This window comes from Sphingobacterium sp. SRCM116780 (assembly GCF_021442025.1).
Classification (GTDB): Bacteria; Bacteroidota; Bacteroidia; order Sphingobacteriales; family Sphingobacteriaceae; genus Sphingobacterium.
The window spans coordinates 1,901,422-1,923,552 of sequence record NZ_CP090446.1 but is presented as its reverse complement, the minus strand read 5'-3'; the positions used below and the strand labels follow the sequence as shown (position 1 = coordinate 1,923,552).

General features: G+C 36.2%; 16 protein-coding genes. 11 read left to right on the top strand and 5 right to left on the bottom strand.

Features of this window, described 5'->3' with window-relative positions:
- Positions 1-3 precede the first annotated feature (3 nt).
- Positions 4-2,895, bottom strand: coding sequence for an RHS repeat domain-containing protein (locus tag LZQ00_RS08385; protein ID WP_234514556.1), 2,892 nt, complete (start codon positions 2,893-2,895; stop codon positions 4-6).
- Between the two features lie 13 nt (positions 2,896-2,908).
- Positions 2,909-4,456 (bottom strand): T9SS type A sorting domain-containing protein, encoded by a 1,548-nt coding sequence (locus LZQ00_RS08380; protein WP_234514555.1) that lies wholly within the window; start codon positions 4,454-4,456, stop codon positions 2,909-2,911.
- A gap of 321 nt (positions 4,457-4,777) precedes the next feature.
- On the opposite strand from LZQ00_RS08380, the gene LZQ00_RS08375 reads away from it, so the two are divergent.
- From LZQ00_RS08375 to LZQ00_RS08350, 6 genes are all read left to right on the top strand, one after another.
- The gene (locus LZQ00_RS08375) at positions 4,778-5,158 is read left to right on the top strand and encodes a helix-turn-helix domain-containing protein (RefSeq protein WP_234514554.1); all 381 of its coding nucleotides are present in this window, start codon (positions 4,778-4,780) and stop codon (positions 5,156-5,158) included.
- A gap of 134 nt (positions 5,159-5,292) precedes the next feature.
- Complete coding sequence (locus LZQ00_RS08370; protein ID WP_234514553.1) at positions 5,293-5,877, top strand: RNA polymerase sigma factor; 585 nt, start codon at positions 5,293-5,295, stop codon at positions 5,875-5,877.
- Between the two features lie 74 nt (positions 5,878-5,951).
- On the top strand, positions 5,952-7,109 hold the full coding sequence (locus LZQ00_RS08365; RefSeq protein ID WP_234514552.1) for a FecR family protein: 1,158 nt from the start codon (positions 5,952-5,954) through the stop codon (positions 7,107-7,109).
- 195 nt (positions 7,110-7,304) lie between these two features.
- The gene (locus LZQ00_RS08360) at positions 7,305-10,760 is read left to right on the top strand and encodes a SusC/RagA family TonB-linked outer membrane protein (protein ID WP_234514551.1); all 3,456 of its coding nucleotides are present in this window, start codon (positions 7,305-7,307) and stop codon (positions 10,758-10,760) included.
- Positions 10,761-10,771: 11 nt separating this feature from the next.
- Complete coding sequence (locus tag LZQ00_RS08355; protein WP_234514549.1) at positions 10,772-12,127, top strand: RagB/SusD family nutrient uptake outer membrane protein; 1,356 nt, start codon at positions 10,772-10,774, stop codon at positions 12,125-12,127.
- 2 nt (positions 12,128-12,129) lie between these two features.
- A complete protein-coding gene (locus LZQ00_RS08350) occupies positions 12,130-13,569 on the top strand; it encodes a TlpA family protein disulfide reductase (protein WP_234514547.1) in 1,440 nt (479 codons plus the stop codon).
- 33 nt (positions 13,570-13,602) lie between these two features.
- On the opposite strand, the gene LZQ00_RS08345 is transcribed toward LZQ00_RS08350, so the two are convergent.
- From LZQ00_RS08345 to LZQ00_RS08340, 3 genes are all read right to left on the bottom strand, one after another.
- On the bottom strand, positions 13,603-13,866 hold the full coding sequence (locus LZQ00_RS08345) for a hypothetical protein (protein WP_234514546.1): 264 nt from the start codon (positions 13,864-13,866) through the stop codon (positions 13,603-13,605).
- A 101-nt stretch (positions 13,867-13,967) separates the two neighbouring features.
- Complete coding sequence (locus tag LZQ00_RS18515) at positions 13,968-14,414, bottom strand: MauE/DoxX family redox-associated membrane protein (RefSeq protein ID WP_411028063.1); 447 nt, start codon at positions 14,412-14,414, stop codon at positions 13,968-13,970.
- 151 nt (positions 14,415-14,565) lie between these two features.
- Positions 14,566-14,820: a hypothetical protein gene (locus LZQ00_RS08340; RefSeq protein ID WP_234514544.1), complete on the bottom strand. Its 255-nt coding sequence runs from the start codon at positions 14,818-14,820 to the stop codon at positions 14,566-14,568.
- 247 nt (positions 14,821-15,067) lie between these two features.
- Between LZQ00_RS08340 and LZQ00_RS08335 the strand changes: the two genes are divergently transcribed.
- The 5 genes from LZQ00_RS08335 to LZQ00_RS08315 all read left to right on the top strand — a co-directional run bounded on the left by LZQ00_RS08335 (position 15,068) and on the right by LZQ00_RS08315 (position 22,078).
- Complete coding sequence (locus tag LZQ00_RS08335) at positions 15,068-16,783, top strand: helix-turn-helix domain-containing protein (RefSeq protein ID WP_234514543.1); 1,716 nt, start codon at positions 15,068-15,070, stop codon at positions 16,781-16,783.
- Positions 16,784-17,178: 395 nt separating this feature from the next.
- The gene (locus LZQ00_RS08330) at positions 17,179-19,335 is read left to right on the top strand and encodes a type VI secretion system Vgr family protein (RefSeq protein ID WP_234514541.1); all 2,157 of its coding nucleotides are present in this window, start codon (positions 17,179-17,181) and stop codon (positions 19,333-19,335) included.
- Positions 19,332-20,204, top strand: a complete 873-nt coding sequence (locus tag LZQ00_RS08325; protein ID WP_234514539.1) for a hypothetical protein — start codon at positions 19,332-19,334, stop codon at positions 20,202-20,204. Before LZQ00_RS08330 ends, LZQ00_RS08325 begins: the two co-directional genes overlap by 4 nt.
- Entirely contained in the window at positions 20,194-21,582 is a 1,389-nt protein-coding gene (locus tag LZQ00_RS08320; RefSeq protein ID WP_234514538.1) for a PAAR-like protein, read from the top strand. The genes LZQ00_RS08325 and LZQ00_RS08320 overlap by 11 nt, the downstream gene beginning before the upstream one ends.
- A gap of 10 nt (positions 21,583-21,592) precedes the next feature.
- Positions 21,593-22,078, top strand: a complete 486-nt coding sequence (locus LZQ00_RS08315) for a YrhA family protein (RefSeq protein ID WP_234514537.1) — start codon at positions 21,593-21,595, stop codon at positions 22,076-22,078.
- The last annotated feature ends 53 nt before the right edge of the window (positions 22,079-22,131 follow it).

Sequence of the window (22,131 nt, the reverse complement as noted above, 5' to 3'; positions counted from 1 at the left end):
TTTTTACTGTTTGTAGTTGTATTGATATTCTCTTAGCTTCTTGTATATAACATTCCCGGAGACATCTTTCTCCATCTTTTTGACGGTCTTTAACCTTCCAGCACCATCATATTCATAGACCTCACGCTGTCCATTGGGAGTTGTTGTTGTTGTAAGCCCGATTAATGGATTATATGTATATGCAGTGATTTGGTATTCTGCCATAGAACTGTCTTTTCGAAGATTATCAAGTGCTGTGATCAAAACGCTCTCTGAAGCAGGGTTTACATTATCATCATTAGATGCAGTGATAGCTGTAATCAGAAGGGGGTTATTTTTGATATCATCATATCTGGCACCTTCTATTTTGGCAATGATCTGCGTTTTATTGTATCCATAAAGGAATGATGTCGGAAGTCCTGCAACTGAAGTGAGTTGTACCAGATTTCCTTTATCATCATAAGAATCAATCTTCATGACTTGTTTCATACTTCCATCACTGATACTGGCTGCAAGTGCAGAAGTGGGAAGCAATAAGGCAGTATTTTCATATTTTGTAACTGATTTAGAAATGGTTTTTCCGTTCTTTTTTGCTTCCTTGATCACTGGGATCCCTGTCATATTAGCTGCTTCAAGATGGTTATATCCGACGAGCCCGTTCGTGTAGGTCAGGAACTGTTCTGAAGTTTCACCATCTGCAAAGCTTTTTATATAATAAGGTTTAAGGTTCGTAGGACTTACCCAGGTTTCAGATCCAGTTTCCAACAAACCGCCACCAGAAAAAAATGCTTTATTATTAACCATGCTCTTCTTTACGTAAGCAGGTTTTGAAGTAATTTTATAACTGCCTGAGAAACTGTAATCGTTATCAGAGTATTGATCTAGTTCATAATCATACAATTCTGCACTAAGCAATGTATTCTGCTCATCATATGTTTCTTTTTTAGATAGCAGTCCGCTTTTCGTGATATTATAGTATGGCCAGAAATACTGAGGCTCTAATGCCGTTCCTCCAATCTGCTGTTTAGGATAATCATCTGGAGTTTTAAATGAATACCTGATCGATCCTTTTCCTGATTCCGATACTTTTACACTTTTATATAAAGTATATTGGATAGCCGCATCTTCTTCACTGTCCCTTTCATTATCAAACATATAGCCACTCGAACTGTTCGAGAATTCAAAGGAATCATAACCATAATTCACTGTTCTATAAGCATTTGTATCGCTGTTATTTTTATAATATTTTATATTTTGTATTCTTGACTGGCCTCCAGAATAGGCATTTCTGAATGGCCCAGGGTGTATCTTGACCTCTGACACCGAGAAATTTCCCATTCCCACAGCTCCTTCTGTAGATATTAATTCTAGGGTATAATTGCCTGGATAGTCATCCAGATTAAATTGCTTATTTTCAAATGCCTCTTTAATTGTGAAAGTTTGAATAATAATATCATTTCCTCGCTTTAATGTAATCTTCAGGTTATCTTTTCGAGGTTTTGCGGGAAGTGGAGGAAACCCTGGAATCTCATGAATCTCAGGAAGTTGAGGTGGTAAAGGATATGAATAATCAGGAATGCTGAGTGTAAATTTAAACTTCTTTTTCACAGAAGGATTGCCAGATACACTGAAATTATATTGTAATGTCTGGTTCGTATTAACTTGTGCAGTAGCCATAATAGACCGATATTGTATCGTAGGATTGGTAATGTCAGTGCTTCCGTCAAGTTGTGCCAGATACGCAGGATCATTGTAGTTAAAAAAGATATCACCGCTTTCAAAATTATATTCCGTGACCGCTCCTGTTGGAGAGATTACTCTTTTTAGAATTCCTTCTCCAGATGGTGAAGCATATATAAAACTATTCTTTTCAATCAGAGTCCCGTTTTTATCATTTTTTAATACTGAATTTAGTACCCTGAATTTATCAGAAGGCTCAATTCCTTTAGAAATCATAGTATAGTTAAATACATATGAGTATAGTTCTTCTCCAGCAGGATTTTTAAGGGTGATTTTCTGCAGACTGTACGGATCACTAACTGCCTCATCATTTGCTTTTTTAGGTTCTAAAGTATCATCATATACATAATTAAATGCCACCTCTCCAGTTCGGCTGGTGATTGCTTTGAGTTTATTCTGAACAAATAGGAGGTTTGTCGTACTGGTTCCCTTGTATTTTTTCCGCTCGTCATAATTCATTATCGCAACTTCCACACCTATAGGGTTCAGGATTTTGGTAAGGTAGTATGCTGTCTTAAATTCTTTACCTGTCAAAAGATCGCCACAATCATATTTTGCTAGATCAGTTTTGTCAAAAAAATATTTGAACCCATTATCTGCGGTAATTGTAAAGCTGTCTGCTTTAAAGATGGCCGTATTACTGTTTCTTATATATTCTATCTTTGCATGATTTGGGGTAAGATTAATCAGTGAAAAAGTATTGTTGATGGTATCCCTCTTTACTTTGAATTTACCGGAAAGACCTGGGAGGTTATAGTAATAAAGGTCATCGAATTCATTCTTTTTATAAGATGTCAATGCTGTATTATCATAGCATTCATCTAAATAATTAATGACTTTTTTATAGATGACACCCGCTCCGAAAAATGACCAGCCATTACCTACATCACTTGCTATTTCGTCTCCTTGAGTACTTCTTGTATTATAGCTTAAACTCAATGGCCAACTGGTACTGCCATCTGAAATCGGGGCACTTAAAAGCGAAATTCCAATATCAGGAAGTCCTGTAGTCATTGAGACTGATACATCAGAATACTGTGACATCGCGGCCATTGATGGTGATGCAACGCCACTGGTCACTACGTCACCTGCCCCTAACTGCGCGTATCCTTTCTGCATCCCAAGTATGAGAAAAAGACAGAGCAACATTATTTTTATATAATTAAATTTTTTCATTGTTTTCAATCGTTTATTTCTTGATCAATTTGACATTTGCCGTTTCATTAGTGTCGGTTTTAATCGCAATCAGGTAAACTCCCTGAATCAAATTCTGGGTATTGATCTTCGTCACCTTATTCTTGGTTTTAAAGTTCTGCAGCTGTCTACCACCCATATCATACAAAGTGATGTCTGCTTCTTTGAATTCGAATCCTGTTTCTACATAGGCATAATCGGTTACAGGATTTGGGTAAATCTTGATGTCTTGTTTTACAATCAACTGGTCGATCTGGCTATCCCCAAGCTTTATGATCTTCCAGTTCTCTTTTCCAAGTTCTTCGGCGCTAGTTCCAACAAGAATGATTGAGCCATCCCTGTTTAATTTAATATCCGAAAGTCTCTCTTCTCGTTTTCTGGATTCTCCTTTCACATACTTTCTCCATATCTCATTCCCTTGCTGGTCAATATATAGCATCCAAAATGTTTCGTCATCACTTTCTACTCTGCCTTCCGCCTGAGTGTATCCACCGAGCAAAATTCCTTTTGAAGATTTATCATCGGCTGAATGCAGGACACTCATTCCCATTAGCACATCTCGATTTTTGAAATTGAAAGATTTCTGCCAGATCTCTTCGCCTCTTTCATTCAGTGAAATTAGCCACAAATCGGTGCCTTCTTCAATGCCCACGGTTTTATTGCCTGATCTTTCGGATCTGGATTCACCACCGATAATGTAACCGTTTGAGGTTAGTGCTAAGGTTCTTAAATGATCATCACCTTTTCCGCCATAATTTTTTTCCCATTCTACTTTTCCTTCTTTGTTGAGTTTGATGATCCAGTAATCACCCTCGCCAAAATTTTCAGTTTTCTTTGAACCTCCAATAGTACTTCTCGAGTATATCCCTACCAAAACACCTCCGTCTTTAGTTGGAATCATCTTTTCAACTTCATCAAGACCTTTTCCGCCCAAAATAAGTTGTGATAATTCTTTTCCATCTTTATCCAATTTTATAATCAAAGCGTCTTTTGAACCATAACCTTTGGTCGAATTTTGGACATTTCCGGTAATAAAGAATCCAAGATCTGTCGTCTGAACAACCGCCCGAGCTTCTTCATCGGAGCTGCCCCCAAGGGTTTTCTGCCACATTTCATCACCAAATTCATTGATCCGGATCATCCAGATGTCAGAACCACCTTTGGAATCTTCTTTTTTATCAAGCCCCTGGTTTGAATATGAAGTTCCTGAGATCAAAAAACCGCCCTCTTGGGTCGCTATAGAGGAGGATAAGTAATCATGATTCTGACCTGATAAGTATTTTTCCCAGACTTGTTCCCCTTGCTGGTTAAGTTTTACTAAATGAAAATCGTAACCATTGTTTTGTTTTTTTTCAGTTGTCTGTGACTTTGAAGACTGAATGGAACTGCCAGTAATTAGATACTGTTGATCCACAGTTGTGGTTATTTGACTTAAAAAATCCTGAGTACTGGATTTAATATCTTTCTGCCAGAGTACTTCCTGGGCAGAAATAATAAGTATAGGGCACAAACTAAGAAGTGCGCCAAAATAATTTTGTTTCATAGGCTTTGGGTTTTTGCGTTGTTAAATTTATGATGCTTTTTTATATTACAGTATGGGGGTTTTCCCCATATTTTATTCCGTTGAAATACTATAACTCATTTTAAAGTGAATATAAATTGAAGAAATTACCCCATTATTATATTGATGTATATCCGATAAATAGGCCGATGTTCAAAAATAGGTTTACACTTATAAACAGAATTATATTTTATTTTTTAGCCAATTTAAAATATAATATTTCAATATTTAGTGATTTTAGTTATAAATTTAATAACTGCAGTTATAAATTTATTTTTAATATCTTAGCATGAAAATTTGGAAATGTCTACAATTGGAACTAAACTAGCAAGATTACGTAAGCAGAGAGGTTACTCGCAGGAGGAAGTTGCAGCTCATTTAAAAGTTTCACAGCCAGCATACCATAAATGGGAAGCAGAATCAAGTCGGCCTACCAATGAAAATCTGGCAAAAATTTGCGATTTTTATAACATTGATATGGAGGAATTACTAGACGAGAACCGTTCTGTTTTTTCACATAACACGATTAGTAATGCAACTATTTTAAATCCTACCAATTCAACAATTTCAAATATTAACATGAATTCCCCGGAGCTTTTGCAAACGTTAGTCAATAATCAGCAGGAAATTTCCAAATTAATTGACATGCAGGGCAAGCTCATTAATGAGCTCATAAAAAAATAGGGATATTTCTGCCATGTTGACCTTAGTTAAGGGAGCTTAAAACAAGAAATACGATTTGAAGATTTGCTTTCACAAAAAAATTCTTTAAAGAATTTAAAATTTCTTAACTTTATGTATCTGTCAATTGCCTTATTATGACATCCAGATATGTGATCGAAGAAGAGGCACTGCTAATTAAATTTCAAAGCGGTGACAGGAGGGCATTGGATAAAATTTTTCGAATATATCATCCAGCCTTGCTTTTCTTTGCCAATAGACTTCTTATTAATTGTGACTCTGCAAATTCGCAGGAAGTGGTACTCGATACATTCTTTAAAGTATTCGAGCGAAGAGAATCATTTGTTTCTTTTGCCGGTCTAAAAGCATTTCTATACTTATCAACAAAGAATGCGTGTCTGAACGTTATAGAAAAAGAGAAAGTTAGATTAAAAAGACTTAATAAGTATACGCAAGATTTTGAAGAGTTTGACGATGAGAATATATTAAGCCGCATTGTACAAACTGAGGTGCTTCGGGAATTGCGTTATGCCATAGAGCTTTTACCAGAACAGTGCAGAAACGTAATGCAGAAATTAATGGAAGGAAAGACCGCTAAAGAGATCGCAGAAGAGCTTGATATCACTGTCAGTACGGTCAATAGCCAGAAATCAAGAGCGGTTTTTTTATTGAAAAAATCCCTCTCCAGCAGCGGTATGGTATTTCTTTTATACTATTTGTAATTTTTTAATTTTTTTTTGGACAAATCATAACCTTTTCCGGTTTCTATAATAAAAGGAAAATGGAAGAAGATGCAATGTTCAAAGGATTGGAGATAGTTCCGCTACTTAAAAAGTATATAAGAGGATTGGAACTTTCGATAGCAGAAAAAGAAGCTGTCGAAGAATGGATTGCGGAAAGTGATTCAAACAGGGCGACTTTTCAATATTTAACAGATGACTATCTTCTGGCTTTTGATCTGCTGGAATTTGAAGAATCAAATTCCACTACCGAACAGCAACTGGAAAAATTCAATAAACTTGTTGAAGATCCCAAGCCATCCCGGATCTGGTTACATTTAGTTTCTGCAGCTGCAGTGCTTTTCATTATTTCCATTTCTGTATGGATTTACAGATACTACCAATCAAATAAAATCATAGACAGCGAAGTCGTTATAGGTAACTTATCCGAAGATATCTTACCGGGTACTGATAAGGCCGCGCTGACTTTTGAAGACGGTAAAGTCATTGAGCTGATCGGAGATAAGAAAACCATAAAAGTAGACGACCAAGGAACCTCATATTTGGACGGCACTTCAATTTCTACCAATAAAGTACAGTATGCTACGCTTACAACACCACGCCAGGGACAGTACAAAGTAACCTTACCGGATGGTACTAAAGTTTGGCTCAATGCCGAGTCTTCATTAAAGTATCCTACCAAGTTTTCATCAGCCAAAAGATATGTGGAATTGAAGGGAGAGGGTTACTTTGAGGTTGCTCATGACAGGACAAAACCTTTCATTGTAGCTTCCAATGGTCAGCAAGTGAAGGTTCTAGGAACAAAATTCAATATCAATTCATATGACAATGAAGCCAGTTTGCTGACCACTTTAGTTAGTGGAAGTGTTGAGCTGAGCAGTTTACAAAGTAAGGAATTTGTGAAACTAAAACCAGGAGAGCAGGCAAATCTGGTAAATGATGGTTTTGATATCAAGTCAGTTGATACCGAGCCTTTTACTGCGTGGACTAAGAACGAATTTCAGTTTAATGGAGCTAATTTACAGGAGGTGCTACGACAGCTCGAACGCTGGTATGATATACATGTAGATTACAGCCACATTCCCAAAGATATAGTCGTATATGCAACAATCAGTAGAGATAAGAAACTATCCACAGTCCTATATTCACTGGAAAAGATAAGCAGTCTAAAGTTTCAACTAAACAAAGGAAGGAGGCTAGAGATCAACGAGTAAATAAACTGTTTCACATCCTAGTGTGGCCTGATCAAAAACCGGAGTGTTCGAGCACTCCGGCAATCGGGTGAACATTCTAATTTTTAGCAACTATATATTAACCCTACTACTCACAAATGTATGAAATATCATGACGTTTCCAAATGGGAAAGCATATTTCCATTATTATGTATGCTTTTCTCACCCAGGCGAACTATGCCCAAGATCATTGTATGTGCTGCACTGGTTACAATTACGACTAGTTTACATGCGCAGACCATCAATCTTTCACTTAGGAAAGCATCACTATCCACTGCGCTGAACGAAGTACACAAGCAGTCTAAATTGGATTTTGTCTACAATAATGATTTATTAAAAAAGGCCGGACTGATCACAACCTCGGGTAGGAATCTTACGATTGAGAAAGCGATGCATATGATCTTAGCGGAGCAACCGATAACCTTTGAGATCAGCAACGGCATAATAATTCTCAAAGAAAAAAATAATTCCGATAAAAAACAGATACCATCCGCCCAAAAAAAAGAAGGCCTCAAGGGTAACATCATAGACGAAAAAGGTAATCCGATGGCAGGGGCAACGATCCATGTCCAAGGAGGTAATTTTGTTACCAATTCGGATGTAGACGGCAATTTTGAATTGCCGTACGAATATTTGGAGTCTGAGCTACAAATCACATTTCTAGGCTATTCACCCCTTACTGTATCAGCGAAATCTATCGATCGCATTCGGCTTATCACTAATAGCAATCTAATAAATGAGGTATCTGTTGTCGCTAGTGGTTATCAATCCATTCCAAAAGAAAGAGCAACGGGGTCTTTTTCCAAAGTGGATAACGAGACCTTTAACAGACAAGTTTCAACCGATGTTATCAGTAGACTGAAAGGGATAGCGCCATCTATATTATTTGATGAGCGTTCGGGAAGTCCTAAACTTACGATCAGGGGTCAGGCCACGATATTTGGTAATGATCAACCTTTAATTGTTGTTGATAACTTTCCTTATGAGGGTGATATCAATAATATCAATCCGAACGATATTGAGGATATTGATATATTAAAAGATGCGGCGGCCGCTTCAATATGGGGCGCAAGAGCTGGCAATGGAGTGATCGTCATTAAGACTAAAAAAGGACGATCAGATCAGACCATGAATATTGGATTAACGTCTAATCTAACGATTGGTCAAAAACCTGATCTGAAGTATCTGACGAAAATCAATTCAACAGATTTCATTGACATTGAAAAAATGTTGTTCGAAAAGGGATTCTATAACACTATAATTAGTAATACTGCTGCAAACAGACCCTATTCGCCAGTTGTAAGTATTCTCAGCGATCAGAAAGATGGGCTTATCAATGAGCAGCAAGCTAACGCGCAAATAGATGCATTGCGGGGGCATGATCTCAGAAATGATATGAATACATATTTATACCAACTGAGTGTGAAACAACAACATGCTCTGAATTTTAGTGGCGGTACAAATAAGTACATGTATTATTTTTCTGCGGGATTTGATAAAAACCAAAATGCAGAAAAAGGGAATGGATTCAGCCGTGTGAGCCTTAACAGTAATCAGATATTCCGTCCCTTTGATAAATTAGAAATCTCCGCAGGGTTGAGCTATACCCAAAATAGACAATCAACCTCCAATGTAGTTTCCATGCTTTCCAATATGGGGCAGGAGATGATGTATCCATATGCTAGACTTGTTGATGATGATGGAAATCCTGTAGTTATTATTAAAGATCACAGCAACTTATTAAAACAGAAGGCACTGAATGAAGGACTACTCAATTGGGATTTTATACCGCTTAATGAACTAGAATATCAGGACAATACAAGTAAGGAATCTGAGATGCGGGTGAATGCTGCCATTAAGTACACTATAGTACCATCTTTATCTGCCGAAGCCAGATTTCAATACGAAAATGAAAGTGGCAAATTCGGCAACTACTATGACCAAAATAGCTATTATATGCGTAACCAGATCAATTTGTACACAACCTTTGCCAATGCGGTGATGACGCGCAATATACCTTTAGGTGGCATGTTAGATAAAACAAACACCGAACTTGGGGCACTTAATGGACGGTTCCAGTTGAATTATGACCAAAAGTGGAACAAACATCAGGTCAATGCAATTGGAGGTTTTGAACTAAGGGAAACAAAAACAAACGGAATAGCAAATCGACTCTACGGTTTTGATCCTAGTATTGGTTCTAATATTATTGTCGATTATTTAACCCAATTTGAACAGTATGGTAAAGGTGTAACAGTATCAATACCTCCATTAAGTGATTATTCAGAGACATTAGATAGAATGCGATCTTACTACATGAATGCTGCATATAACTATGATTTAAGATATGTATTTTCGGCTAGTGCCCGTATCGATCAGTCCAATTTGTTTGGTGTTAAGACAAATCAAAAATCTGTTCCTCTTTGGTCGATAGGAGGTAAATGGAATATTGGTAAAGAATCGTTTTATCATATTGACTGGCTACCTGATCTAAGCATAAGATCAACCTATGGATATAGTGGAAATATAGATCGAAAACTGACGGCATATACCACAGCAATGGTGAGTATGAACTATACAAACTACCTCCCGGCGGCATATTTACTTAACCCTCCCAATAAAAACTTAAGATGGGAAAAAAATGCTATGTGGAATATAGCGGTAGATTTTAGTTCCAAAGATCATAGAGTAGCAGGTAGTTTTGAATACTTCAATCGCAACGGAACTGATCTGATCGGAAATGGAGTAATAGATCCAACTACAGGTTTTCCATCATATCGAGGAAACCTTGCGGATATGACTGGCAGGGGAATCGACATAGAACTCAATTCGATAAACATACAATCCAAAGATTTTTCTTGGTTGACAAATGTTATTTTTTCATACGCAAAAGATAAGGTAACCAAATATCAACGAACAGTTGCTATCAATGATTTTTTAAATGACAATAGTCTTTACCGAAATCCAACAACCTATACCCCGGTTGTTGGAAAATCTTTATTTAGCATTTATTCTTATCCCTGGGCTGGCCTTGATCCAGAAACTGGCCAAGGGCGAGGATATTTGAATGGACAACCTTCAACTGAGTATTCAAAGATTACAGCCTCCCTAGCAGCTGATCCTGCAAATAATCTGATATATAATGGAAATGCTTTACCTCCTTATTTTGGTGCACTTCGCAATACATTCAATTACTGCGGCGTAGAACTTTCATTCAACATTACCTTTCGCTTCGGATATTATTTTAGACATAATTCTATTATGTATTCGGCTTTGTACAGCGATTATGGAATTCATGGTGACTATTACCAAAGATGGCAACATCCAGGTGATGAACTTAAGACAAATGTTCCCGCTTTGATTTACCCTGCAAATAATCTTGCTGACGAGTATTATAAGAGTTCAGAAATCTTAGTTTCGAAAGGTGACCATATTAGATTGCAGGATGTGAGGATGTCATATACATTTGGTCAAAAAGCTTTAAATAATTTCAAGATGAAAAACCTGCAAGTATTTGCCCTGGCAAATAATCTGGGAATTCTGTGGAAAGCAAATAAAGCCAATTTAGACCCAGATTTTCCAATAAGCAAACTAACCAGAAGTTTGACCATTGGCCTCAATTGTAACTTTTAAACTAGACAATTATGAAAAAGATAAATTTTATTTTCCTTTTAAGTATTATCTGTTTTTGCACAACGAGTTGTTCCAAAGATTGGCTGGAAAAAAAACAAGATGTCAAACTAATCATACCTACAACATTGAACGATTTAGATATGTTGTTAAATACTGGCTTTGACTATGATGGTCGTGGCGCTTCCGAAATTTCTTCGGATGAAGCAGAATATTCGTTAGATCAATTTAATGCACTTCCTTATTCATTTCAACGAAGCCTTGCTACATGGAATGTGTTACAATTTGAGCAGATGGGAGCTAATATGGATGAATGGGACATTGCATACAAACAAATTCAAGTGTGCAATGTAGTTCTTAATAGCTTGCAAAAAATTTCAAGGGCTCATGCTAACGAGATTTTATATGACAGGATTAGGGGTACAGCACTTTATCACCGTAGCAGGCAATTTCTGAATTTAGCTATGACATTTTGTAAATATTATGATCCGTCCACAGCAAAAAGTAATCTTGGTATACCACTCAAGCTTTCTGATGATATTGATGAACCTATTTTCAGGGCTTCTCTGGAAGAGACATATCAAAGAATTGTGGCTGATCTCCAATCAGCTTCTACATTATTGCCTGTGCAGAAGGTTTCTTATACCCATATAGCAAAAGGCGGTGCTTATGCTTTATTGGCACGCACATTTCTATTTATGGACAGATATTCTGATGCAAAAATGGCCGCTGATTCGAGCTACAGTAATCACAATTTTATTGAAGATTATAACTCCGTAAATAGTTCCCCAAGTCGACCGTTAAATATCCAAAGTAAAGAAATGCATATCCCAGTAAATCCCCGGATGGCTTTGGGGTATCCGACTGTAGCTCGAATTAATGGAGAATTATATAATAGTTATGATGTGAATGATTTGAGAAAGATTTTATTTTTTAAAAGAGAGCCAGACAATAAGTTTTCTTTTAGAGGACATTATCTTTCAGCTTTATTTTCAGGAACTACGACTCCAGAAGTATTGTTGATCAGTGCCGAATGCAATGCTAGACTAGGCAATTTTTCTAAATCAATGGAAAGACTTAATCTCATATTGGAAAAACGATTTAGGAAAGGAACTTTTGTTCCCATGCAGGCACGTACAAAAGATGAGGCATTGGACATAATTTTATCAGAAAGAAGAAAGGAACTCCTTACCAGATGTCTCCGTTGGCAAGATTTGAAGAGATTGAATAGAGATCCTCGCTATGCAAAAACGCTTCAACGGGCAGTAGGTTCACAGGTATTCAACTTACCTCCCAATGATCCAAGGTATGTATTACCGATTCCACAATACATTATCAACTTTAATGATATAGAACAAAACAAATACTAAACATGAAAATTCAATTCCTTATAATAATATTTTTGAATGTAATTACGTTACCGTCAATTGCTCAAAAATTAACAAAGATTACCGGATTTGTTCCTGAAGCTAAAGATTCATCCTGGACGGTAAAAGTTTCAGTAGAAAATAAAAATTCAATTTCTGCAAATCGTTATACATTTTTTGAAACAGAAACTCAAAATGGTAGATTTTCTTTTGATTTCGAAATTGATAAAGCGAGTCTGATCACCTTGCATATCAATGGATACAGATTATTCTTTCCTGGAGTATATCAAGTTTTAATTGAGCCCAAAGATAGTCTTGATTTTAGAGTTAATAATATAAAGAAACTTGGTTTACTTGATATCGAAGTAACAGGGAAAGGATGTGAGAAAATCAATTTTACAAAAGAAACAACAAAAGCTACCTTTAAAATATTTAAAACAGACCCCGTATACTCGAAACAAACTATTCAATATAAATTTGAAACTACAGACCGGAAACTGAGTGTGATTGATTCGGTATATGATTTTTTCAGAGATAATGTGAGCCAGCAAGCAAAAGATATTATTAAAGCAATTACATATCATGATGTATTGGATAACCTTTTTGTTTCGGCTACAAGAAGTGAAAGTGATTCTTTACATTATTTATTTGATAAATACATTGTAAAAAAAAGTCGAATGAATGTCTTGCTAAAAAAGGAAGTTGTCAATTATTTTCCCTATCATGTTTTAGGTAATTATATCCTATTATCAGAGTTTAGAAATCCCGTCAAAGATGTAGGGTATAATTTTTTTTGGAAAAGATCATTGGAGTACGCGAACTTAGTTGAAAAATACTTTGGTGAAAATATTCCAATCAAAGAATTTTTATTAGCTGATCTAACTGTGAAGACGTTAAAAAAAGAGATGCTAAGTGATAGTACTAAAGCACTTCATGATTTTTACAATATGAATGTTAAAGGTAATAGTATCTTCTATCAGGAAGTGCAGAATTTTTACAACTACTTTTCAAGAACTCTTGTGTCAGGGGTACCATTTTATAGATTTGAATTACCTGATACTGCGGGAAATTTACACCGGTTGGATGATTTTAAGGGTAAAGTTGTTGTAATGGATTTTTGGTTCAATGGTTGTGTCGGATGCGCACAGATGACAAAGGTCTTAGACTCACTGGAATCACAAGTCTCAAAAAATGAAGTAGAATTTATTTCTGTCAGTATTGATACAAAAAAGAGGTGGCTTGATGGAATCGGAAGATTTTCTAGTGTAAACTCCCTCCAGCTTTATACCAACGAAAAGGGATCTGATCATCCTTTGCTTAAATATCTGAAATTCTCGTCTTATCCCATGCTGGTGCTAATTGATAAAAAAGGAAATTTTGCAGGTATCCCCCCTGATCCAAGAAGTAAAAGTAAGGAATTTGTTGAATTTGTAAATTCATTTTAAAGGAAATGGAGAACCAGTAGGTTCTCCATTTTTTTAAGGTCTATTTCCTGTTTTAATCAGAGCAGGATTGTTAGTGGGCTGATGGGTTTGTAAATTATACTCCTGAGAGCAAATTCTCGAAGTTTCTTCATCACAGTTACTTTGTCCTGTAACTTGTGTTCCCATCGATCCATCTGGATTGACGTAAAAAACTCCTGTTGCTAATTTTGAATCAGCTTTTGCCGGAGCAAAAGAAAATGCAGTTACCGTGCCCAGTGCAATTGCTGCTACTCCAAGGGCGATTCTTAAATTTTTCATGATGTTGGTTGCTTTTTAAATCAAAAAGCTAAACTTTAGTTTTATGCCTACTCTGAATAAGGTTTTCGGCTTCGCCTGTTTTCTTTTATTTTTAAATTTAGTTAGTGGTCAGTGGTCTGAATAGTACTGTGTGGCGGTCGGTTAAACGAAAATATGATCAGACCAATTATATTTAGCGGTAACACTATCAGATTTACTACAAGCTGGTTTTCCCAGGTCATTCCCCTCAATAAAGCAATGCAGGTACATGGAACTGATGGGGCAAACTTTAGGATATATAGAAGATACCCAGTATAAAGAACAAGGAGTGAGATGGAAGTTATCAGACCCGCTTTTCTCCAAGCTTTAACCATAAGCAGGACTACAATGACGGCATGAACTGCTTGCAGAATATAGGGCAGCATCCGGCCAGTACCAGAGATCAGGTATGAACCAGTGATCTGCCGTTTAAAAGTATCAAAATCAATTGCCTTACTTACAAATGTGTATACCCACATAAGAACGAGCAAGAACACTATAGCTTCACCTATCGTCTTTGTATTTTTCATAGTTTTAGGTTTTTGTGATCAGTATTTTACAGTCCCTGTAACACATATAAATAATTGATTCATAAGTATCGTATATGTATGTGATCAAATTTATAACGGTTTAATACTGTGCTACAAATTTCTATGGTGCGAATGGATCAATTAGCACCAATTAATGTCTTGGATACGTGGCTTTCCATTGTCCTCGATCCTTTGGTGGCGGATCATCATCATTCGAATAATCTGAAAATCCAGATGCACTTGTACTGTCAATTCCGGATTTGATAAACATACTTTTGTTTTGTTTTTCTACTTTTTGGATGTCTATGTTAAGCTCATCCATCTGACCTGATTCACTTTCTCTGCAAGACTCCAGTGAACAAATTGCTGTGAGTGTTAATATCACGGAGATAATCGTTTTTTTCATTGTTAATTAAGATTATCCCGGCCGGGTGGTTAATAGAATTCTATAGCCAAAGTATCAGTCTTTTCTGAGGCAGAAAATTGTTGTATGCACTAATCCGGCAATGAACATGTGCTAATTGACCATTTAGAACATTGTTATCTGATTGATATATAGTATATTATGTAATGACAGTTTTTGCGTGGTATGATTGAGATATAGATAACCCACATTTGTTTGAATTTTTATAAATTTATCATGGCACAAAATCATGGAAAATTTTCTAAACCTCTATTTTACTCTTTTTTTTCTATTTCTTTGCGAGTTGGTTTTCGCACAGAAGGAAGAATACAGTGATTATTATAAACTTCAAAAGAAGTATGAAAATCGACCTGAAAATGATTCTACTGTGCTTCCACTTGTCGCGAAATATATTCAGAAGGCCAAAAAGGAAAAAAACTACCAGAAGCTAGTGCTGGGTTATAAAGACGGTCTTGTGTTTTCACCCGATCCTGCTGATAAATTAAAGTATGCTGACAGTGTAGTATGTGCAGCGCTGCTGACCAAAGATCATGAAATGATCAGTAATGCATTTATGAACAAGGGGGTGGTCTATTATTTTAACCTAAAAAAATATAAGCTGGCCTTGACAGAATACCTCAAAGCATACGAATACTGTAAAGACAGCAAAGACCAATATCATAAGAACAGGCTCCGATATTTGATCGGTGTCGTTAAAAGTTATATTGGTTACTATGATGAGGCACTTGCTGAGTTCAAAAATACAAGATCATTTTTTGAATCTGAAATCAAAAAAGACCTACACTCAAACTTAATATATAGTAATAGGAGGGGGTATTTCAATAGCCTTCATCAGATGGCTGTCTGTTATCGAAATCTAGGCCAATTAAAAACTGCAGACTCTATTGTTTACATCGGACTTTCAGCAACATTAGTAAATAGGGAATATAATCAGGAACATGGTTATTTTCTTAAAGAACGAGGGATCAGTGAATATTTTAGGGAAGAGTATGACAGGTCAATAAAAACCCTGGAGAGCTCGCTGAAAGAAATTGCTGATGTTGATGATTTTGCATGGACAACAGTTTGTTATTCATATATAGGAAAGTCTTATAAGAAACTTGGTGAAATTAATCACGCGATCACCTATTTCCAGAAGGTCGATTCCATAAATGAAAAATATGATTTTATTCTGCCCGAAGTTCGGAACAATTATGTGTTATTGATCGACTATTATAAAAAGCAACGAAACACAGATAAAGAGCTGTATTATACCAAGCGGCTGTTACTAGCTGACAGTTTAATTGCAAAAGACTTCATAGTTCTTTCTTCCCGCATTCATAAAGAATATGATACCCGTTCTTTACAGGAAGATAAGAGTAAACTAGAAAGGAACTCGTCACGTCATGGTTATTTTATAGCCCTATTGATCATGCTGGCCATAGCTTTGTTGATCGTTCTGCTTGTGAGGTATCGGATCGAGAAAAAAATACGTCAAAATTATAATCAATTGGAACAGAAAATTCTCAATAAAGAGAATTCACGCGGTAATAAGGTGGTGGTGATAAAACAGTCCGATAAAGTAGAGATCGAAGGAAAAATTGTGACTGACATCATAATGAAGCTCGAGGAATTTGAAATAGCTCGGGGATTTTTACAAAGTGGGCTAACCATAAACCGATTAGCATCAACATTCGACACCAACAGAAATTATCTTTCGCAAGTTATCAATGACTACAGAGGGATGAACTTTAATCGATACTTGAGCGAGTTGCGGATAGGTTTTATCACGGAGAAATTGTATACGGACAAGAAATATTTGAATTATAAAATCGAGACATTGGCTGAGGAATGTGGCATCGCATCCCGGAGCAATTTTTCAAATTTATTCCGCGAAATTAATGGTATCAGACCTGTCGATTTTATCAAGAAACGACAAGAGGATAACCGTTCGGATTATACATAAGGTAGTTGTCTTTGGTGAAGGAGGAAAAGTATTTTATTTTTAATACGATCTCCATAATTGAATGTAACAAGCTGATTAGTAGAAATACTACAATTTCTTAAATAATGACTAAATCATTTTGCTGTGAATTTATAAGGTTATATATTGCAAAAACAAAATCACAAAAAAAACTATGAAAAAAATGAAAACCAGACTAAGAGAATAGTATTGTTTAGTACTTCAAGAAGAATTTCACTCCCGTGAATTTCCAGTTCGCACCCATCTCAGAACAGTCATGTTGTAATCTTGCCCGCGAGACCGCTGCAAATTATTGATTGTATCTCCTGAGCAGAATGGTCTCACCCTAGCAGGTGGAAAATCCAATTTAAAACAACACAACCGAAAAAAATTATGTCATGTTTCAAGAACAGAAGGATCTTCCCAAACCGGGAGTAGATTTGGATAAGCTCGATGTTGTAAAAAATGTCCAAGAAAATTCAATTATAAAAGATGCTACAAAGACCATCTCACAAGTGAAGAATGTTGTGGATACCGGGCAGCAATTTCTAAACCAGCCTTTGGTACCCAATACTCCTTCAATCAGTGAAGAAAAAGTATGGGAAAAACAACCCACATCAAAGATATTTAATGCAGAGGGAATTGTACAAAATGCAATTTCAGGGATCAATAGGATTGTGATGCTCGACATTCATGTCGAAGGAAAACCAATTAAATATTTCAAGCATTTTAAATTGACGCAAAGTGCTACCAAGCATCATGAATTTGATCTGATACTCGCTCATGATACGTTGGGCAGTGCAGAAAATCATAATCTGGAAATAGCGCAGAGTTTTCTTGGTAAAAGAATTACTATTGTTTTTAAATACAAAGATGTCGAAAATGGGCCAGAGAGAAATTTCGTTGGAGTGATCACAGAAGTAGGCTTCAGCCAGGAAAAGGGTAATCTTGGAAATCTTGTATTATCAGGTAACAGCCCAACAGTATTATTAGATGCTGCACCGCACATCCAAAGTTTTGGTGGCGCACAGCCTATCAGCCTAAATAGTATTGCTACTGATGTGATCAGGGAGGGATTAGGACAGGGGAAATTTGATTACCGGGTTGATTCACGTTATGGAAACGTGCCTTATAGTTCTCAATACGAAGAAACGCATTATAATTATCTCGCCAGAATTGCGGAAGCCTATGGAGAGCAGTTCTTTTATGACGGCGAAGTACTGCATTTTGGACAGCTCCCGCCACAGGAAAAACCTGTCAAGCTAACTTATGGAAGCAACCTGACAGATGTTAAGATCAAAATGAAAGCCCAGCACGTGAACCCATCATTCTATGGGTACAATAGCAGCAAAAATGAGAAGTTTATAGGTGGCAGTACAAAGATCAACCACACTTCCGATATTGCCAAACGTGCCTATGAAATTTCAGAAAAAACTTTCCAGACACCTTCTTTACGGGTGGCACCGATAAAAGCAGTGTCCTTTATGGATATTGACGCCTCTCAGAAAGGGACTGCTGGAAGTAAAGCTGCAGAAGTATTTATCACTTCAGGAAATACGACCGTTCCGTTTCTTTATCCCGGCTGTATTGCTGATGTTGAAATGCGTAAAACAGACAGCAATCAAACTTCTTATTTTACCAAATTGATGCTTATAGAAGTAGTTCATGAAGTAGATGCAAGAGGGTATTATGATGGTTCTTTTGAGGCTATCGCATCAGATACTGGGTTTATTCCAAGACCCGAATTTTCCGTTCCGCTTGCAGAACCTCAGTTTGGTAAAGTAATCTCAAATACTGATCCGCTCAATCAAGGCCGTGTACAGGTACAGTTGGACTGGCAACGTGGAAAAGATTCAACAGAATTTATCCGTGTAATGTCCCCAGATGCAGGAAGCAGTGAAAAAGTCAGCAAAAATCGTGGGTTCATGTCTGTACCTGAAGTAGGAGATCAGGTCATTGTCAACTTTGTCCACCTTCATCCTGACCGCCCTTTTGTAATGGGGGGAATGTATCATGGGAAAGTTGGTGCTGGCGGTGGAGAGGCTAATAATGTCATGAGTTTCAGCGGCCGAAGCGGAGCTGAATTAAAATATGACAATGGGGCTGGCTCCATGAATCTAAAAGATAAGGGTGGGGCAAATATGCATTTTGATGGATCAGGAAACGCTACCACAAATGCAAATACCAATCATACGGTAAATGCAGGAGCAACCACAGTTATCAATGTAGGAGCAAATAAAAATCAACCTGCACAATCAATAATTAAAGCAGATAGCAATGGGAATGTAATAATTGACGCGAAGACCAGTATCACTTTTTTAGTAGGAAAAAATCAGATCAAGATAAGTAAAGAAGGAGTTATTACCATTGCAGATCAAGGAAAAGTAGAATCAACGGCAAAAAATGGAGAAATCATTGTAAAAAGTCTGACCAGTGATGTTACTATTGAAAGTGCTGCAGCAAAAGCAAGTATTAAAGGAGCTACTGAGACGAATCTTGGAGGAGGAGCAACAACCAATACAACAGGGGGGACAGTAAATATCAACGAATTATGACCTTATTTGCTCACATTTTAAAAGAGGCTAAAGAAACTATAAAGAATAGTGAAAGCCAAGGGTCTGTATATGATGTTTTTGGTACAACACAGACCAGAAATGGGATTACTTTCATAGAAAACACTTTTTCGGCTACAGTTTCATACCAGGAGAACTTGATAGGTACGGCTAAAAGTGTAAAATATAAGGTTAAAGACTTAAATCAGTCATGTACTGGTTTGATTTTTCAATTTGCACAGTATTTCAATGATATTACTTCAAGCCTGGAACTTGCGATAAATGAAGGGTATGAGGTTGAAAGCATATTAAATCTTCCTGAAATATCTCAGAAATGGTTATCAGAAAAAAAAGTACTTGCTGAAAAATTTAAGTCTATACCCAATCTTGACGAGTTGCTCGATAACTATGAAAAAAACATTGCCAATGAAGCAAAACTGAGAAATAGTATTTTTTATATCGGGATCGCACAATTATTTTTTCCACGAATCAAGCATTTACTACAATTCCCAATTGATTCAAAAAAATTTTTGAGAAAGAGAATCTTACACGGATTTTACTTTGGAATAAAGATCCCGATAAAAGAAGAACTGGTCATTCAGAAAAACAGTAGTAATCTAATAACTGCCAATATTTATGGAAATCTTGATATTGAAAGTATTGAAAACAAAAAAGAATTTCTTTCTGCATTTAGAATGCTTTACGGTGAAGGAGTTGAAATGGAGGATATTACATTTCAGTCAAAAGAGAAGTATGAGCTGTCTCATGAATTAGAATACAAAACTGGGAAAATAGATCAGTACTTTGAAGTTAAGGGTGTGCATTTCAAAAAAGATATAATAGAATATAAACACATTCACGATGAGCGATGAAAATAAAAAATATGTACCAGAAGGCGTATTCCTTGTATGCGACATGGGAGCCACGCCATCCCAGCTCATTGCTACACCACGAAAAGTAAACCTATACGGCCCAATGCTAGCTACAGATGCTGATAATAAGTTTACCATAAATATTCTTCCTTTTGGAGCCTGTAAAAAATTAGGTGCTCCGTGTACCTTTGCCTGTGTAGAATGGACAAAAACAAAATCAGGCAGTGTATTTGCCAATAATCAAAAACCTCTTTTAGAGGATTCTGAGGCCATTTGTGCTGTAGGACAGGGTAAAATCAAGATTTTTTTTGATAAATATGAGGCTGATCTGGCCAATGAAAACAACAATGAAAGTGATTTTGTCTCTGAAGAAATTTCCTCAAATATATTGGGGCAAGCATTAACATTTCCTTATGGAGCTATTGTAGACCTGTTTTGTGATGATGACAAAAAATTCACTGAGGGTGCTGGACGTGGTTTCAAAAAAGGAATGGAAGGCACTTTTAATTTTTTTACACATGATATATGGCAGGGTGAAACATGGGTTGGCCTTGGAAAAATGGCCGTTATTGGAGTCGCTTACTCAGGACCTTTGGGACCAGTGATGGGCGATTCTAACCTTCAGGCGATTGATCAGGCTTTCGGGACAGATTTTAGAAAGACCAAAGATGCTTTGGTAGAAGGTGTAAATAACGTAGCTTCTAATGCTTGGGAAGATGTTAAGCGAGGTGAAACGGGAGAAGTAGGTGAAAGTATAGGACAAATTCAATACGCAATAGTAGAGGCTGTTGCAGGAAGTAAAGGAGCTGGACTGGTTGTAAAAGGATTAAGTGCTGGAGCTAAAGCCTTAATTGGTGCTGAACGTTTGGTTGCACTTTCAGCTAAAATTTCTAAATTCGCTAATGCTCTAAAGCAAGGAATTTTAGCAATCGTTAAAGTAGGTAGTAAAACCAAAACCATTATATTGCCATTGAAAGGAGGAATGATTGAGTTGAAAAATATATTGGAAGAGCTTTTTACTTATACTAAACGAAGTGCAGATGAAGCAGATGCATTACGAAAAGCTTTTAACAATACTGAAAAGAAAAAATTTTTTCAGGAATTACTTAAAGATGAAAATCGCCTTAAAGCAAAAGGTCTTACAGATACCGATATTCAAAGAATGAAAGATGGGCTAAACCCAAAAGGATATGATGTACATCATAAATACCCTTTGGACGATAGTGGAACAAATGCTTTAGACAATTTGGTATTGATTAAAAATGACCCATATCATAAAGCACTGACCGTCTATCAAAATACTGTAACAAAAGGAATGGAAGCCGGTGCAGTGAAAGAATTTCCTTGGTACACGATGCCTGGAAACATTTACCCTTAATTTTTAATATATGGAAACAATAAAATCTTTAATAGAAAAAATAAAAGATCAAAATCTAAAATATGGTGATGAAATTCAATTACCAGCAGTTTCATTTGATCTAGAAAAACTTAAATCTTTATTTATACAACTATTCAAGTTTGAAATACCAACTACATTTGTTAAAATACTAGAAATCACAAATGGAATAGATAATAATGGAACAGTTTTGTATGCTACAATGAGGGCATTAATAAATGGATATGAGGATAGGTATATAGATGGGATATTCGAGGCTAATGAAGAGTGGCATACAAATGCATATTTTGCAGAATATATTTTTTATGCAGATTCAGAGCAATATTTATTTGTGCAAAATATACAGTCTAAATTATTTAGTTTCCATCCAAGAGATAATTTTGAAACCAATTTGTTTTCAACTACTAATGAAGAACTCTTTTTCCAAATTATATTGGAATGTGCGTTAGGAGAAGATATTGAAAATAAATATGCATAAATTATATTATTGTTTTTGCTGATATTTAATACTAGTATGTTTTTCTTTTTATG